Origin of the sequence: Pseudomonas sp. B23(2017) (assembly GCF_002113725.1) — a bacterium.
GTDB classification, from domain to species: Bacteria; Pseudomonadota; Gammaproteobacteria; order Pseudomonadales; family Pseudomonadaceae; genus Aquipseudomonas; species Aquipseudomonas putida_Z.
On sequence record NZ_NEJM01000001.1, the window covers coordinates 138,405 to 154,229 of the forward strand.

The 15,825-nt window shown below is 61.9% G+C and carries 13 protein-coding genes; 5 read left to right on the forward strand and 8 right to left on the reverse strand.

The genetic code is table 11. The annotated features are described in order from the left end of the window. Nucleotides 1–64: 64 nt before the first annotated feature. The 5 genes from CAG46_RS27540 to CAG46_RS00655 all read right to left on the reverse strand — a co-directional run bounded on the left by CAG46_RS27540 (nt 65) and on the right by CAG46_RS00655 (nt 6,807). Entirely contained in the window at nt 65–832 is a 768-nt protein-coding gene (locus tag CAG46_RS27540) for a hypothetical protein (protein ID WP_143493365.1), read from the reverse strand. After that, nucleotides 833–2,251, reverse strand: coding sequence for an HlyD family type I secretion periplasmic adaptor subunit (locus tag CAG46_RS00640; RefSeq protein ID WP_085614736.1), 1,419 nt, complete (start codon nt 2,249–2,251; stop codon nt 833–835). Then, nucleotides 2,248–4,395 (reverse strand): type I secretion system permease/ATPase, encoded by a 2,148-nt coding sequence (locus CAG46_RS00645; protein WP_085614829.1) that lies wholly within the window; start codon nt 4,393–4,395, stop codon nt 2,248–2,250. Before CAG46_RS00645 ends, CAG46_RS00640 begins: the two co-directional genes overlap by 4 nt. Nucleotides 4,396–4,633: 238 nt before the next feature. Continuing rightward, the gene (gene waaA, locus CAG46_RS00650; RefSeq protein ID WP_085614734.1) at nt 4,634–5,905 is read right to left on the reverse strand and encodes a lipid IV(A) 3-deoxy-D-manno-octulosonic acid transferase; all 1,272 of its coding nucleotides are present in this window, start codon (nt 5,903–5,905) and stop codon (nt 4,634–4,636) included. A gap of 11 nt (nt 5,906–5,916) precedes the next feature. Continuing rightward, a complete protein-coding gene (locus CAG46_RS00655; protein ID WP_085614732.1) occupies nt 5,917–6,807 on the reverse strand; it encodes a LysR family transcriptional regulator in 891 nt (296 codons plus the stop codon). Between the two features lie 87 nt (nt 6,808–6,894). Between CAG46_RS00655 and CAG46_RS00660 the strand changes: the two genes are divergently transcribed. The 4 genes from CAG46_RS00660 to CAG46_RS00675 all read left to right on the forward strand — a co-directional run bounded on the left by CAG46_RS00660 (nt 6,895) and on the right by CAG46_RS00675 (nt 10,430). After that, entirely contained in the window at nt 6,895–7,227 is a 333-nt protein-coding gene (locus CAG46_RS00660) for a multidrug efflux SMR transporter (protein ID WP_008095055.1), read from the forward strand. 199 nt (nt 7,228–7,426) lie between these two features. Further along, nucleotides 7,427–8,602, forward strand: a complete 1,176-nt coding sequence (locus CAG46_RS00665; protein WP_085614730.1) for an FAD-binding oxidoreductase — start codon at nt 7,427–7,429, stop codon at nt 8,600–8,602. Continuing rightward, nucleotides 8,599–9,411, forward strand: a complete 813-nt coding sequence (locus CAG46_RS00670; protein WP_085614728.1) for an aldo/keto reductase — start codon at nt 8,599–8,601, stop codon at nt 9,409–9,411. The genes CAG46_RS00665 and CAG46_RS00670 overlap by 4 nt, the downstream gene beginning before the upstream one ends. A gap of 50 nt (nt 9,412–9,461) precedes the next feature. Beyond that, a complete protein-coding gene (locus tag CAG46_RS00675; protein ID WP_075046548.1) occupies nt 9,462–10,430 on the forward strand; it encodes a metal ABC transporter ATPase in 969 nt (322 codons plus the stop codon). Nucleotides 10,431–10,566: 136 nt separating this feature from the next. On the opposite strand, the gene hldE is transcribed toward CAG46_RS00675, so the two are convergent. The 3 genes from hldE to CAG46_RS00690 all read right to left on the reverse strand — a co-directional run bounded on the left by hldE (nt 10,567) and on the right by CAG46_RS00690 (nt 15,118). Next, the gene (gene hldE, locus CAG46_RS00680) at nt 10,567–11,988 is read right to left on the reverse strand and encodes a bifunctional D-glycero-beta-D-manno-heptose-7-phosphate kinase/D-glycero-beta-D-manno-heptose 1-phosphate adenylyltransferase HldE (protein WP_061550410.1); all 1,422 of its coding nucleotides are present in this window, start codon (nt 11,986–11,988) and stop codon (nt 10,567–10,569) included. A 130-nt stretch (nt 11,989–12,118) separates the two neighbouring features. Then, the gene (gene msbA / locus CAG46_RS00685; RefSeq protein WP_025340855.1) at nt 12,119–13,927 is read right to left on the reverse strand and encodes a lipid A export permease/ATP-binding protein MsbA; all 1,809 of its coding nucleotides are present in this window, start codon (nt 13,925–13,927) and stop codon (nt 12,119–12,121) included. Nucleotides 13,928–13,942: 15 nt separating this feature from the next. Continuing rightward, nucleotides 13,943–15,118, reverse strand: a complete 1,176-nt coding sequence (locus CAG46_RS00690) for an O-antigen ligase (RefSeq protein WP_085614726.1) — start codon at nt 15,116–15,118, stop codon at nt 13,943–13,945. A 101-nt stretch (nt 15,119–15,219) separates the two neighbouring features. Between CAG46_RS00690 and CAG46_RS00695 the strand changes: the two genes are divergently transcribed. Next, nucleotides 15,220–15,825 carry a toluene tolerance protein Ttg8 gene (locus tag CAG46_RS00695; protein ID WP_015272032.1) on the forward strand — a complete coding sequence of 202 codons (606 nt, stop codon included), beginning with the start codon at nt 15,220–15,222 and terminating at the stop codon, nt 15,823–15,825.

The following is a 15,825-nucleotide window of genomic DNA, read 5'->3' on the forward strand; positions in this document are numbered from 1 at the left end:
GGCCCCTGAGATTCAAAAATCTCACGAGCACGCCTTACGTCACCCTCAACTAGAGCAGCCATTGCTACCTCGCTTTTTTACTATTCAATAGAAAACGTTCTAATGAAAACTTAATCTGCGACCAATACATTAACTTATCAGGCCGCATTATAACTCTAACCAATACATCACCCTCAAAAACGTAAATCATTTCGCAATAATAATAATGAGGCTTCCGAGGCCGCCAACTACAGTAACCCACCGAACCAAGGCTATCTAATTCTCCCTCCCAATAAAATAATTGCTCATCTTTCTCAAATACTCTATGACGCCCTTTCACCTTATACAATCCGACACTTTCATCAAACTTAGCAAGATCAACTAGTCCAGATGAACTGCTTCTCATCAGACTATCCAGTGTATTGCGCAAGTCGCCTTGCCTACCCACAACAGGAGAGTATGAGACCAACAGCCCTTCATGTTCTAAGCCCTGTCGAAAGATCAGACTGTCATCCGCCGGAGTAAGCCCAGGCCAGGTCATTGACAAAAAAACAGATACAAGATTTGCGTCACAGCCTTTCTTGTTATTCACAAATCCGGAATCAAAAGAACTTTTGCCCTCGTATTCCGGCCAGAACGGAAAATACGATCTAGGAAATTCATATACCACCCCCGATATTTTTCCGCATACTATCGGATCTGCCGTTATCCTCTCTCGCCTATTCCAAGGCTCACCTTGCCAAACCATATCAATTACAGCCAATACAGGAACCAGCAAGAGCACAGCGGCACAAACTCTTAGAGAACTCCAAACCAACACATACAAGCAATAGAACAGTCTCTTGATATTCATTCAGCGCTCCGTCAAACTTTCCTGCACATGCCGCTGCAAAGGACTTAGGAAGTAACTTATAATTTTGCGCTTATCTACAATAACCTCCGCACGCACTGACATGCCCGCCATCAACGGCATATCCTTTTTTCCTACACGCAATATTCCTTTACCCAAACGGACCCGAGCGCTATAAACCAACCCCCGCTTCTCATCTTCAATGGCATCATCAGAAACACTCTCCACCACCCCCGGCACAACCCCGTACTTGGTAAACGTGAACGTCTCGACTTTCACTTCCACTGGCTGCCCCGGATACACAAAGCCGATATCCTTGTTCTCGACTTTCACTTCCACTTCCACCGGCTGGCCCGTTGGCACAATGACCATCAATGTCTGCGCGGGTGTAACCACACCACCTTGGGTATGGATGGCCAGTTGCTGGACGGTACCGTCAACGGGTGATGTCAGAACCTTGAGGCGATGGCGCTGCTCGGCCTTGTTCAATTCTTGTTCAAGGGTTGCAATGCGCCGCTGCGCATCACCGTGAAGATCGAGCATGGCTCTGCGCAGCTGGGCAATGGCACCGCTTCGACGGTGCTGAGCAGCAAGCCGTGCAGCGTTCAACTCGTCGATGCGTGAGCGCTGGAGTGCCAGTTCGCGCTCTTGCTCCAGGCGGGCCTGTTCCTTTTCCAGGTAGGTGTGCTTGGCCACGGCCGATTCACTGAACAAAAGCTTGTAATCCGCCGTCAGTTGGCGGGTGATAACCAGCAGTTGCCGGAGCGCGTCAGCCCGGCCTTGGGCAGAACGGATTTCGGCAGCGCGTTGACCGATTTCGGCATCAGCCTGTTCCAACGTGGCCTGAAGCTCGAGGTACTGCCCTTCCAGCCAGCGTTGCGCGCTTGCCTGCTGCGCGGCCGTGGCCTGCGGTATCAGTGGTGCCAGGGAAGCAGGCGCGTCATCGCCGTCCAGCGCACTCAGCAGTGTGCTGGCTCGTGCCTGGTCGATCCGCGCCGCCAGCAGTTCGCTGCCCAAGCGCTTTACATCGGCCTCGGTCAACTGCCCTTCCAGCTCGACCAACGCATCGCCTTTGCGCACTGTCTGGCCATCGACGACGTGGATCGCCTGCACAACCGCGACCTCGCTGGCCTGGATCAGCTTGCTTCTGCCGCTGGGTACGATCTTGCCCTCGGCACTGGCAACGACGTCGATCTCACCGATGCAAGCCCAGACAAGTGCCAGCCCGATGAACGTCAGCAGACTCCACTGCAGGTAGCGCGGCAAGGGATGTACTGGTGTTTCCTGCAGGGACAGTGCCGCTGGTAAAAAGGCCAGCTCATCCGGCTCATGGATGGGACCATCCATGCGTCGGCGCTGTCGCCAGGCCCCTCGCCACGCTTCCCGATAGCGCTCGAAAAGCTCCTTGAAGGCCGTGCTCATACGGGAGCCCCAAGTTGCAGCCGATACAGATAGGCGTAGGTGCCTTGTGGCTTGCCCACCAACTCGTCATGAGGCCCTTGCTCGATGATCTGCCCGCGCTCCATGACCACGATACGGTCGGCGTGACGTACAGCCGAAAGCCGGTGGGCAATTATGATCACCGTGCGCTGCGCGCAGATCCGCGCCATGTTCTGCTGGATGATCCGTTCGGACTCATAGTCCAGCGCGCTGGTGGCCTCGTCGAAAATCAGGATGCGTGGGTTGCCGAACAGCGCCCGGGCGATGGCAATGCGCTGTCGCTGGCCACCTGACAGGCTGGCACCGTGCTCGCCGACCAAGGTTTCATAGCCATCCGGCAATTCGAGGATGAACTCGTGGGCCCCCGCCAGCGTCGCTGCGGCGATGACCTCTTCAAGCGGTGCCGCCGGCTTGCCAAGGGCGATGTTCTCGCGCACGGTGCGCCGAAAAAGCACGTTCTCCTGCAGCACCACACCGATCTGCCGACGCAGTGAAGCCACATCGGCTACCGCCAAGTCGGCACCGTCGAGCAATACCCGCCCCCGCTCGGGTGAGTACAACCTCTGGATCAGGCGTGTCAGCGTGCTCTTGCCTGACCCCGAGCGACCTACAATGCCAACCACTTCTCCGGCAGCAATCTTCAGGCTGACATCGCGCACGACTTCGCCCCCGTCCGGCCGGTAGCGAAAACACACACGATCGAGCTCGATCTGCCCGGCTAGTGCTGGCAGCACCGTACCCTTGCCCTGGTTGACCTCGGTACGGGTGTTGAGAATGTCGCCCAGGCGTTGAATCGATACGCCTGTCTGCTGGAAGCTGGTCCAGAGTTGAGCCAGCCGGATAATGGGTTGCGAGACGCGCCCTGCCAGCATGTTGAAGGCGATCAGTTCGCCCACCGTGAGTTCGCCGTCGATGACCAGGCGAGCCCCCAGCCACAACGTGGCGACCGTGACCAGCTTGCCGATCAGGCCTACGCTCTCATTCGCGAGGTTGGAAAGGTTCTGGGTCTTGAAGCTGGCCGATACATAAGCAGCCAACTGATTGTTCCAGCGCCGGGTAATCTGCGGTTCCACGGCCATCGACTTCAGCGTATCGATGCCGTTCACCGCCTCCACCAGAAATGCTTGATTCTCGGCGCCGCGCTGGAAACTCTGATCGATCCGCGCCCGCAACAGTGGGGTAACGACCAAGGATACGAGAAAATATAAAGGCAATGAGCCGACGACCACCAACGTCAACCAGCCGCTATAAAGGAACATGACAGCGATGAAGACCACCGTGAACACTGCATCCAGCAACAGCGTGACACTGTTGTTGGTCAGGAAACTTCTGATGTTCTCCAGTTCTCGTACTCGGGCAACCGAGTCACCGACTCGCCTGGCCTGAAAGTAGGCGGCGGGAAGATCGATCAAGTGCCTGAACAGTCTTGCACCTAGTTCGACATCAATCCTTGACGCTGTATGAGCTGCCACATAAGTACGCAAACCACTCAGCAATGTTTCAAATAGAACCACGACCAACAAGCCCAGGGCGATAACATCCAGTGTGGTCAACCCACGATGCACCAGTACTTTGTCCATTACCACCTGGAAGAACAGAGGTGTCAGCAACGCCAATATCTGAATGACCAAGGAGACAACAAGCACTTCGCCAAATAGCCGCCTGTACTTCACCACGGCCGGAATGAACCAGGTCAGATCGAAACGCGACAGCCCATGCGGCAACTGGGCATCGGAGCGAACCAGAATGAGTTCTCCCGACCAGCGCATGGCAAGTTCTGCCAAGGTCAGCGCTTGTGGTGCACGGGAACCTGGGTCTTGCACCAGAACCTGCTCACCTTCCGCGCGAGCAATGATGAAATACTCACCACGCGTATCCACGGCTATGGCAGGCAATGGCGCATGCTTAAGCCGATTCGGATCGATGCTGCGATGCTTGGCCTTGAGACCTAGTTGCTGAAATGCCCGGAGTATTGCGCCAGTCGAGAATCGCTCACCCGCTGGTGCATGGTCGTGCTGCAACTGCTCGGCAGAGACGGCTATATCATGATAACGCGCCAGCGTGATCAGACAGACCAGCCCACTTTCAATAGCGCTGGTATTACACCCATAAGACAAATCAGGCACCACGCCACCTCATATAAAAACTGAACATGAGGCGATACTAGCCTGAAGCAATAGGACAAGCGTCCTACAAGGCTCCGACAGATGCGTGGGACACTTCTGACTTTAAAGCAATATTCGTAGGAAATTTCCTATCGACAATAGATTCAATGTAGGAAGTTATACCTAGCGTCGTAGGAAAGAATGACTAAAATTAATCATATCCACTCTAGAATGGGCATTTGAGTGGATATGTCGGTAATCAACGGATCAAGGCACCCAACCCATCGAGCAACCGCTGCAAAGCCCCTTGATTGGCCCGCATTACCGCCCTGCCCGCCTCGCCCATGCGCTGCGCGTCCTGCGGCAACTCGACCAGCCGCCGCACCGCTTCGGCCAGCCCGTCGGCATCGTCCACCTGCTGCAACGCCCCCGCCTCGCGCAGCATCGCGCTGATTTCGAGGAAGTTGAACACATGCGGCCCCATCAGCACCGGCAAGGCCAGCGCCGCGGGCTCCAGCGGGTTGTGCCCGCCGGTCGCCACCAGGCTGCCACCGACGAAGGCAATGTCGGCCAGGGCATAGAGGAACAGCAGTTCGCCCATGGTATCGCCGAGCAATACGCGAGTCTGCGCATCAACCGGCGTGCCGGCAGAGCGCCGCACGGTGGTGAACTGTTCGCTGCACAGCGTATGCACCGCTGCGAATCGCTCGGGGTGGCGCGGCACCAGGATCAGCAGGGCATCGCCATGCACCTGCAACAACTGCCGATGTGCCTGCAGGATCAACGCATCTTCACCTTCGTGGGTGCTGGCGGCGATCCACACCGGGCGCTGTTCGGCCCCCCACTGTTCACGCAATGCCTTGGCACGCGGCAACAGTTGCTCATCGATCTTCAGGTCGAACTTGATCGAACCGGTGACCTGCACGCACTCCGGACGCGCGCCCAGGTCACGAAAACGCTGGGCCTCGGTTTCGGTCTGCACGGCAATCAGGCTCATCTCGGCCAGCATCGGCCGGGTCAGCCTGGCAAAGCGCCCATAGCCACGGGCCGAGCGCTCAGACAAGCGTGCGTTGGCCAGCGCTACTGGAATGCCGCGCTTCGCACACTGGTGAATGTGGTTGGGCCACAGCTCGGTTTCCATGATGATGCCCAACTTCGGCTGCACATGGTCGAGAAAGCGCCCTGCCGCCCAAGGCAGGTCGTAGGGCAGGTAGCAATGCTGCACGCGAGGTTCGTCAGCGAACATGGCGCGAATGCGCTCTGAACCGGTCGGGGTCATGCAGGTAAGCGTGATCGGCAATTCCGGGTAGGCCTTGAGCAAGGCACGCACCATCGGTGCCGCCGCAATGCTCTCGCCCACCGATACCGCATGTACCCAGATGCCGCCCCGGTGCATGGCCGGCAGCCTGAGAGCAAAGCGCTCGCCGATGCGTTGGCCATAGGCCGGCGCCTTGCGCGCGCGCAGGTACAGGCGCAGCGCAACCAGCGGCAGGCCCAGGTGAAACAACAAGGTATAGAGAGTTCTGTTCATGGCCGCGGAGTTTACCCGATCGCGCGCAGGTGCACCGCAAAGCGCTCGGCCAGCCACTGCGCGGCAGGCCCCAGTGGCTCGTCGCGGCGCCAGGCCAGTTCCACCACCAAGGCCGGTGGCCGCCACTCGCTGTCCAGTTCGACCATGTGCGCCTGATAGGTCGGATACTGCACCACGTGCCGCGGCAACCAGGCCCAGCCCAGGCCGCGCATCAGCAGTTCGGCCATGGCATAGAAGCTGTCGGCGCGCCATACCTGCGGGCTGATCGCTTCGCCGCCGGGGTAGCCGCTTTGCTGCGGGGCAATCAGCAATTGTCGGTGACGCGCCAATTGCTGCCGAGTAACCCGGCCTTCGCCGGCAAGCGGGTGGCCGACCGCGCACACCGTGACCATTTCCACACTGCCCAGGGCGCGCCGTTCCAGCGAGGCCGGGATACTCTCGTGGTGGAAGAACAGGCCAAGATCGGCGCGCCGCTCCACCAGCTTGCGCGCCACATCGCCCTGGGCACCGCTGGCCAGCTGCACCTCCAGGAACGGGTAGCGGCTGGCCAGCTCGTCGAGACTGTCAATGACCGGCTGGTAGGGCATGGCTTCGTCCTGGGCGACCCGCAACAAGGCCTCCTGCCCGCGCATCAGCGCCAACGCACGACCATCCAGGCGCTCGCACTGGCGCAACAGTTCGTGGGCATCTTCCAGCAGGGCGCTGCCGTTCTCGGTCAGCTTGGGTTGCCGGCCACTGCTGCGCTCGAACAAGGTGACCCCCAGGTCGGTTTCGAGCAGGGCGATCGCGCTGCTGATCGCCGACTGGGCCTTGCGCTGCTCGCGGGCCACAGCAGAGAACGAGCGCAGTTCTGCAACGCGCAGGAAGGTACGCAACTGTTCAAGGCTCCACTGCTCGGCCATCGACCTATCTCCAATAGTGATAGGTAATGACTTTACCCCATCCAGGTTACGTCTAGAATGCCCGACCAGTTACCGGAGGATCCCGCCATGAATGCCTACACCTACCTCGCGATCGCCATCTGCGCCGAAGTCATCGCCACCGCTTCCATGAAAGCGGTAAAAGGCTTGAGCACGCCCTTGCCGTTGCTGCTGATGGTGGTTGGCTATGGCATTGCGTTCTGGATGCTGACCCTGGTGGTGCGCAGCATTCCGGTGGGGATCGCCTATGCCATCTGGTCGGGGCTGGGGATTGTACTGATCAGTGTGGCGGCGCTGGTGATCTATGGGCAGAAGCTGGATGTGCCAGCGATGCTGGGGATGGCCATGATCGTGGGTGGGGTGGTGGTGATTCAGCTGTTTTCGAAGACTGCTGGGCATTGATGTTTGCCTGATGGATTTTGGGGCCGCTTCGCGGCCCTATCGCGACACAAGGCCGCTCCTACAGGGACCGAGGCATACGCGGGGCCTGTAGGAGCGGCCTTGTGTCGCGATAGGGCTGCGCAGCAGCCCCAGGATCGCAAAGCCCACATCGGCCCGACCCTGTATACTTGCCAGCTGTCCCAGTCTTCGAGGTACCGCCATGCCATCCGCCATTTCCACTGACGTGCTGATCGTCGGCGCCGGGGTCGCAGGCCTCTGGCTCAATGCCCGCCTGCGCCGGCTGGGCTACTCGACAGTACTGGTGGAACGCGCCAGCCTTGGCGGCGAGCAGACCATCAAGTCCCAAGGCATCATCCATGGCGGCACCAAGTACGCCCTGCACGGTGCCCTGACCGGCGCCTCGGAAGCCATCGCCGACATGCCGCGACGCTGGCGCGAAGCGCTGAGCGGCAGCGGCGAGCTGGACCTGACCCGCACCCACCTGCTGTCCGACGCCCACTACCTGTGGTCACCAGGCACCCTGGCCGGCAACCTCACCAGCTTCTTCGCCAGCAAGGCCGTGCGCGGCCGGGTCGACCAGGTGAAGGGCGAGCAACTGCCGCCGGCGCTGCAGGACCGCGCCTTCAAGGGCAAGGTCTATCGCCTGGCCGAACTGGTCATCGACGTACCCAGCCTGCTGGCCAACCTGGCCGAACTGGCAGGCGACAGCCTGCTGGCCGGTGAGCGCATCGAGCCACTGCGCGAGGGAGACGACCTGGTCGGCCTGCGCGTCGACGAGCGCGACATCCGCGCCCAGCGCATCGTGCTCAGCGCCGGCGCCGGCACCGAAGAGCTGCTGCATGCCCTGGGCCTGAACCAGCCAGCCATGCAGACACGCCCGCTACATATGGTGATGGCCAAGGGTGCCAACCTGAAACCGCTTTACGCCCATTGCCTGGGTGGCGGACCAAAGCCACGGATGACGGTTACCACCCACCCCGCCGCCGATGGCCAGTGGGTCTGGTACCTGGGCGGCGACCTGGCCGAAGCCGAAGGCGTTGCCCGCGAGCCGGCTGCGCAAATCGCCGCGGCACAGAAAGAAATCGCCAGCCTGCTGCCATGGGTCGACCAGAGCCAGGTGCGCTGGGCCACCCTGCGGGTCAACCGTGCGGAACCGGCGCAATCGGGCCTGGTACGCCCGGACAACGCCTTCCTCGCCGATCAGCAACGCCTGCTGGTCGGCTGGCCGACCAAGCTGGCCCTGGCACCGGACTTCAGCGACCGGGTCATCAGCCACCTGGAGCGCGACGGTATCCGCCCACAGGCGCAGGCCGACCTGGCCGACCTGCCACGCCCACCGCTGGGCGTACCGGCCTGGGAGCAACTGCTGCCATGAGCCTGCCGACCCTGCACGACTTCCATCGCCCCTTGGGCAACACCGGTTTCAAGGTTTCGCCGCTCGGCCTGGGCACGGTCAAGCTGGGCCGCGACCAGGCCGTGAAGTACCCCACCGGCTTCACCATCCCCGGCGATGACGAAGCCCGCCTGCTGCTGGCCCAGGCCCGCGAGCTGGGCATCAACCTGATCGACACCGCCCCGGCCTACGGCCGAAGCGAAGAGCGCCTGGGCCCGCTGCTGCGCGGCCAGCGCGATGAATGGGTGATCGTCAGCAAGGTTGGCGAAGAATTCGACAATGGCCAATCGCACTTCGATTTCAGCGCCGCCCACACCCGCCGCTCGGTGGAGCGCAGCCTGCGGCGCCTGGAAACCGACCGCATCGAGCTGGTGCTGGTGCATTCCGACGGCAACGACCTGGCGATCCTGGAACAGCAGGAGGTCTACCAGACCCTTGCCGAGCTCAAGCAGGAGGGCAAGATCCTCGGCTTCGGCCTGTCCGGCAAGACCGTCGCCGGCGGCCTGAAGGCGCTGGAGCAAGGCGACTGCGCCATGGTCACCTACAACCTCAACGAACAGGCAGAACGCCCGGTGCTGGACTACGCTGCCGAACACGGCAAGGCCATCCTGGTGAAGAAGGCCCTGGCCAGCGGGCATATCTGCCTGGCCCCCGGCGTTGACCCGGTGCAGGCCAGCTTCGAGCTGCTGTTCGCACACCCCGGCGTCAGCAGTGCTATCGTCGGCACCATCAATCCGTTGCACCTGGCCCACAACGTGGCCACCGTCGCCCGTATCCTGGGCCAGCATTGAGTTGCCCCAGGCCCGCGGGCCTGGACTGACCCGACGCAAGGAGGAGCCTCGTGGCGCGAACGCTGATCCGCAAGAACCCGAGCAACTTCAAGACACTGCCGCTGCATGTCGAGGCCACGCCCGAAGGGCTGATCTATCAGAGCATCGGCATGCCGCTGAACTTTGCCCAGATCCAACAACGGCGCAAGGCCATCCAGTTGCCCGACGTGCAGCGCTTCGTGATCGAACTGGCCAACCTGGGCGTGTCGGTGCGGCTGACCCTGCATTGGCAGAACCGCGATTATTGGGTGCTGGTACGTCAGCGCCGGCAAGACCGTGGCGATGTGGTGCTGAAACTGATTTCCGGCTATGTGCCGGCGCAGGAGCTGAACCTGCCATTGCACACGGCCGTGCAGGAAGTGGCCGAGGAATGCCTGCTGGAAACCCCGGAAGGCTGGCTGGGCGGGCGCTTCAACGACACCTGGTTGCCGGTGCCCTACGCTGCCGCCCTGCACTACCGCGAAACGCCGCACTTCGTGCTGGCCCCGGAGTCCGGTGCCGCGCGCCCGGTGCACTGCGGCAAGCTGATGCTGCTGGAACGGCCACGGGCGTATGTGCACCTGCCCACCGCCTCGCTGCAACTGATCTACGACATGCGCCTGCAGGTACCCCGGGACGCCAAGAAGCTCAGCCTGTTCCACGTTGATGAGCGGCTGGAGGGCGACCAACTGGTGGCGCGGCTAAACCGCAAACGGCCAGACCTGTACCTGATGCCATTGAAGGACGGCCAGCCACTGGCTGAGCTGTATACCGTAAAGAAGGATGAACTGGTGCCGGCGAGCACGCGCGGGCTGTACCTGGCCGAAAGTTTTGCAAGGCAGGAAGGCTGGGTGGTCACGGACGAGCGGGTGCGCTGGAAGGATTGGGTGAAGCAGCAGGGGTTGGTGGAGAACAAGCCGGTGCGGGCATCGCACCTGCAGCGGTTTGGCGACAAGGCGCGGGAACTGCTGGAGCGGGCGCGGACCTCATTGCACAAGTAAGACTCTGGGGCTGCTTCGCAGCCCATCGCGACACAAGGCCGCTCCTACAAAGGATCGCGCAAGCCTTGAAGTTGCGTGGCCTGGTGTAGGAGCGGCCTAGTGTCGCGATGGGCCGCAAAGCGGCCCCCGGGGTCGATCAGTTCTTGCGAATTTTCTCGACGATCGCCGTGGTCGAGCTGTTCTCGACCAGCCCCAGCACCTTCACGGTACCGCCATAGGCCTTGACGATATCGGCACCCACCACCTGATCGATGCCATAGTCGCCACCCTTGACCAGCACGTCCGGCTTGACCTGGCTCAGCAGGTTCTCCGGCGTGCCCTCGGGGAAGCTGATGACCCAATCCACTGCCCCCAGCCCGGCCAGTACGGCCATGCGCCGGTCGACGCTGTTGATCGGCCGGCCCGGCCCTTTCAGGCGGCTGACCGAGGCATCGTCGTTGACCGCGACGATCAGGCGATCGCCCTGGGCCCGCGCCTGCTCCAGGTAGGTGACATGCCCGGCATGCAGGATGTCGAAGCAGCCGTTGGTGAAGACGATCTTCTCTTTGTGCGCCCGCGCGTCGTCGATGGCCAGCAGCAGTTGCTCCAGGCCCAGCACGCCGCGCTCGGAGCCTTCCTCACGCTGGATCGCCCGGCGCAGCTCGGGGGCGCTGATCGCAGCCGTACCCAGCTTGCCGACCACGATGCCCGCCGCCAGGTTGGCCAGGGCCACGGCGTGGGGCAGGTCCTCGCCGGCAGCGATGGCCGCGGCGAGGGTGGAGATGACGGTATCACCGGCACCGGTCACATCGAACACTTCACGCGCCCGCGCCGGCAGGTGCAGCGCCGGCTGGCCGACGCGCAGCAGGGTCATGCCGTGCTCGCCACGGGTCACCAGCAAGGCGCCAAGGTCCAGGTCCTGCAGCAGCTGCAGGCCCTTGGCGACCAGCTCGGCCTCATCGGCGCAACGGCCGACGATGGTCTCGAACTCGCTGAGGTTGGGGGTGATCAGGCTGGCGCCACGGTAGATGGAAAAGTCCTTGCCCTTGGGGTCGGCCAGCACCGGAATACCTTTGGCCCGCGCCGCCTGGATCAGGCTCTGGTGGTTTTTCAGTGCGCCCTTGCCGTAGTCGGACAGGACCAGCACCTTGACGCCCTCGAGCAGGCTGTCGACCTCCGCACCCAGCGACAGCGGGTCGGTGGCGAACGGTTCTTCGAAATCGATGCGCAGCAACTGCTGGTGACGGCTCATGACCCGCAGCTTGACGATGGTCGGCTGGTGCGCGATGCGCTGGAACACCGAGCGCACGCCTGCAGCCTGCAGGCTGTTGGCCAGGCTGTCGGCGGCCTCGTCCTGGCCGGTGACGCCAATCAGCGAAGCCGGCGCGCCCAGGGCGGCGATGTTCAAGGCAACGTTGGCCGCGCCGCCGGGGCGATCCTCGATCTGATCGACCTTGACCACCGGGACTGGCGCTTCAGGCGAGATACGCGAAGTACCCCCATGCCAGTAGCGGTCGAGCATGACATCGCCGACCACCAGTACCGGGGCTTGATCGAAACGCGGCATGGACAACTTCATGGGCAACCCATATGGAAATAATGAACAGGGGCAGGATATTAGCACAGGGTAGACGACGGCTTTATGGCCAGATCACCCCAGGAAAATTCCCGTGACAATCGGGGCCGCGATGGCCCCGATCAACGAGGGGTCAGGTGATATCGGCCTTGGCCGGCTCATCCAGGCCCATGGCATGCAGGCGGGCATAATGGCCATTGGCCGCGAGCAGCTCGGCATGGGTGCCGCGCTCGACCAGCCGGCCCTGGTCCATGACCAGGATCTGGTCAGCCTTCTCGATGGTCGACAGGCGGTGGGCGATCACCAGCGTGGTACGGCCCTGCATCACATGGTCCAGGGCAGCCTGGATATGCCGCTCGGACTCGGTATCCAGCGCCGAGGTGGCTTCGTCGAGGATCAGCAGCGGCGCGTTCTTCAGCAGTGCCCGGGCGATGGCCAGGCGCTGGCGCTGACCGCCGGAGAGCAGCACGCCGTTTTCACCCACTTCGGTATCGAAGCCTTTTGGCAGCCGGTCGACGAACTCCTTGGCGTAGGCATCGGCCGCAGCGGCTTCGATGTCGGCGCGCGGGGCGCCGGCCAGGTCGCCATAGGCGATGTTGTTGGCCACGGTATCGTTGAACAGGGTGACATGCTGGGTCACCTGCGAAACGTGACGACGCAGGTTGCGCAGGCGATAGTTCTCGATCTCCACGCCATCGAGCAGGATCTGCCCCTGGTCGTGGTGATAGAAGCGCGGGATCAGCGCCGCCAGGGTCGACTTGCCGCTGCCGGAGCGGCCGACCAGGGCAATCATCTGGCCCGGCTCGGCCACGAAGCTGATATCGCTCAGCACCTCACGCTCGGTACCCGGGTAGGTGAAGCTCAGGTTGCGCACTTCCAGGCGCCCTTCCACCCGCTCCTTCTCGACGGTGCCGCTGTCCACTTCAGGCGCTTCGTCCAGCTGCTCGAAGATGCTTTCGGCACCGGCCAGGCCCTTCTGGATGGTCGAGCTGACTTCCGAAAGCTGACGAATCGGCTTGGGCAACAGGCCGGCAGCGGTGATGTAAGCCACCAGGTCACCGGCAGTGGAGTCACCGCGCAGGAACAACACCAGGAACATCAGCGCGGCCATGGCGGTGTAGATCACCAGTTGCAGCATCGGCGTGTACAGCGAGCCGGTCTTGGTCATTTGCAACTGCTTGTCGGTGTTGCTCTGGCTGGCCTTGCCGAAACGCTGCTCTTCGTAGGCCTCGCCGCCAAAGCTGCGCACCACGCGGTAGCCCTGGATGGTTTCCGAGGCAACGTGGGTGACGTCGCCCATGGCCACCTGGATCTTCTTGCTCTGCTTGCGGAATTTCTTGCTGGCGACGCTTACCATCACTGCAATCACCGGCAGGATGGCGACCATCACCAGGGTCAGGTGCCAGTTCATCCACAGCAGGTAGCCGAACAGGAACACCACGGTCAGGCCTTCGCGGATCACCACCTTGATCGCATCGGTGGCGGCACCGGTGACCATGGTCACGTTGAAGGTGATGCGCGAGATCAGGTGCCCGGAGTTGTGGTTGTCGAAGTAGCGGTTAGGCAGCACCAGCAGCTTGTTGAACAGTTCCACACGCAGGTCGTGCACCAGGCACAGGGAAACCTTGGCCAGGAAGTAGTTGCCGAGGAACGAGCCCAGGCCCTGCCACGCGGCGATCAGGATGATCAGCAGCGGTACAGCCTGCAGCAGTTGCAGGTCGCGCAGGTAGGGGACGTTGGGGAACAACACCGCTTCGGGGTTGCTCAGCCCATCGACGAAATATTTCAGGATCCCGGCCAGCATCGGCTGGGTCGAGGCAAAGATCACGAAACCGATGATGCTCAGCAGGAAAATGCCGACATAGGGTTTCACATAGCTCAGCAGCCGGAAGTAGATCTTCAGGCTGGAGGTGTGTTCCGCCGGTCGCGGTGTTTCGGCCATTATCAAGCTCGCTGTTCAGGTTGAACCGGAAATTTTACCACAGGCATCATTTTCGGCACGCCCCCATGGCAGCAACATGGCCAGGCCCACGGGCAGCCAGCTGATGAACCATTCGGCACGTGGCGTACCGGTAAGGCTGGCGGCATCGAACTGCATGGCCAGGGTGGAGTACACCCAGAAACCAAGCAGGATCTTGCCGAACAGCGTGCCGCGTGCGCGGACGATTTCGCCCAGGGTGTACAGCCACACCATGACCCACAGCAGCATACCGGGCAGGCCCATCTCCACTGCGATGTGCGTGAACATGTTGTGGGTATGGTCGAAGTGCTTGCCCACTGCACTCACGTCGTAGGCAGCGCCCAGGCCAAGGCCGGTCCAGGGATGCGCGGCGATCATGTCGACCACGGCATGGAAGATTTCCGGCCGGTAGGACGAACCGCGCTGGGCGATCAGGTCGTACACGAGATAGAAGGCCAGGCCGGTGGCGATGGCCGCCAGCACGGCAAACACCCGGCTGTGGCGGTCACGGAACCACAGCGGGGCCAGGATCACGGTGAGCACAAGGGCCAGGATTGCCCCACGGCTCTGGCTGAGCATGGCAAACAACCCCAGGCACGCCAGCGCTGCCAGCCACAACAACTGCAGGCCACGTTGCCGCGGCGGCTCGTAAAGCAGGAAGAGCACGGCCGCACCGATGACGTAGGCGCCCAGGATCGGGTGCGATATCTCGCCGATGCCCTCCAGGCGGGCCAGCAAAGGCATGCCCAGCACGCCGTAGAAATGGATGACCGAGACCAGCGCGGCAACGGCCAGCAAGGCGCTACCGGCCAGCAGCAGCTGACGAATGCGGGCCTGGCCAAGCTGGCCCAGCAGCGGGAACGCCAGCAGGAATACCAGGATGTAGAGCAGGCGCTTGGCCTCGCGCCCCGGGTTTTCTGCGGCCGACCAGACCAGGCTGAGCCCGCTCCAGGCCAGCAGCAACAACACACTCCCCCACAAGGCCGGCTGACGCCGCCAGGCCTGCACTATTACTTGCCTTGCGGACCACGCCATTACCAGCGTCGGCAACCACAGGAACAGCACCAGGCCTTGCTGATAGACCTTGTTGCTCGGTGCCAGGGCAATCGCTGCCAGGAACCAGACCAGACCAAACCCCAACCAGGCTTGCGCCCAGTTTTTTTGATACAACATCCTTTCCCCCGATGAATCAAAGACACCATCCAATGGTGCTACAACATTATTTTCGGCATTATTGCCGGTCATTCTGTTCGCCCGACGACAAGGCTCTATTCATGCAATGCTCCCGGCTCCCCCAGGTCGACTTCGATCAGCTGACACAAGGCGCACAGGTGCTTGAGGCAGATAGCCATGGCGCCAAAGTCTACCTGCTCGCGGATGGTAATTTCCTCAAGGTTTTTCGTAGGAAGCGGCTGATTTCATCTGCACTGCTACGCCCGTACTCGCAGCGCTTCGTCGACAACGCCGCACGCCTTGCACAACTGGGCATCCCCACCCTGGAGGTGATCAGCCAGCACAAGCTCGACCTGCCAGGGCGTACCGCCGTGCTGTACCGCCCGCTGCCAGGGCGCACCTTGCTGCAGATGTCGCGCGATGAGGGTTTCAGCTGGGACACCTACCTGCCGCGCCTGATCGAACTGATCCGCCAGCTGCATCGCAGCGGCGTGTACTTCCGCTCGTTGCACCTGGGTAATGTGGTAGTCACCCCCGACCAGCAACTGGGCCTGATCGACGTGGCCGACATGCGCTTCCTGCGCCCGCCGCTGTCGGCGCGCATGATTCGGCGCAATGTGCAGCATATGGTGCGCTACATCGAGCGGGAGAACCTGGGCGACCGCTTCCCCCTTGCCGCTTTCGAGGCAGCCCTGCTGGCGCGTTGA

Coding starts and splice junctions, on each gene's coding strand:
- CAG46_RS00695 (WP_015272032.1), top strand. CDS start 15,220: ATGCAATGCTCCCGGCTCCCCCAGGTCGACTTCGATCAGCTGACACAA.
- CAG46_RS27540 (WP_143493365.1), bottom strand. CDS start 832: ATGAATATCAAGAGACTGTTCTATTGCTTGTATGTGTTGGTTTGGAGT.
- hldE (WP_061550410.1), bottom strand. CDS start 11,988: ATGAAGTTGTCCATGCCGCGTTTCGATCAAGCCCCGGTACTGGTGGTC.
- CAG46_RS00640 (WP_085614736.1), bottom strand. CDS start 2,251: ATGAGCACGGCCTTCAAGGAGCTTTTCGAGCGCTATCGGGAAGCGTGG.
- CAG46_RS00660 (WP_008095055.1), top strand. CDS start 6,895: ATGAATGCCTACACCTACCTCGCGATCGCCATCTGCGCCGAAGTCATC.
- CAG46_RS00690 (WP_085614726.1), bottom strand. CDS start 15,118: ATGTTGTATCAAAAAAACTGGGCGCAAGCCTGGTTGGGGTTTGGTCTG.
- CAG46_RS00670 (WP_085614728.1), top strand. CDS start 8,599: ATGAGCCTGCCGACCCTGCACGACTTCCATCGCCCCTTGGGCAACACC.
- msbA (WP_025340855.1), bottom strand. CDS start 13,927: ATGGCCGAAACACCGCGACCGGCGGAACACACCTCCAGCCTGAAGATC.
- CAG46_RS00665 (WP_085614730.1), top strand. CDS start 7,427: ATGCCATCCGCCATTTCCACTGACGTGCTGATCGTCGGCGCCGGGGTC.
- waaA (WP_085614734.1), bottom strand. CDS start 5,905: ATGAACAGAACTCTCTATACCTTGTTGTTTCACCTGGGCCTGCCGCTG.
- CAG46_RS00655 (WP_085614732.1), bottom strand. CDS start 6,807: ATGGCCGAGCAGTGGAGCCTTGAACAGTTGCGTACCTTCCTGCGCGTT.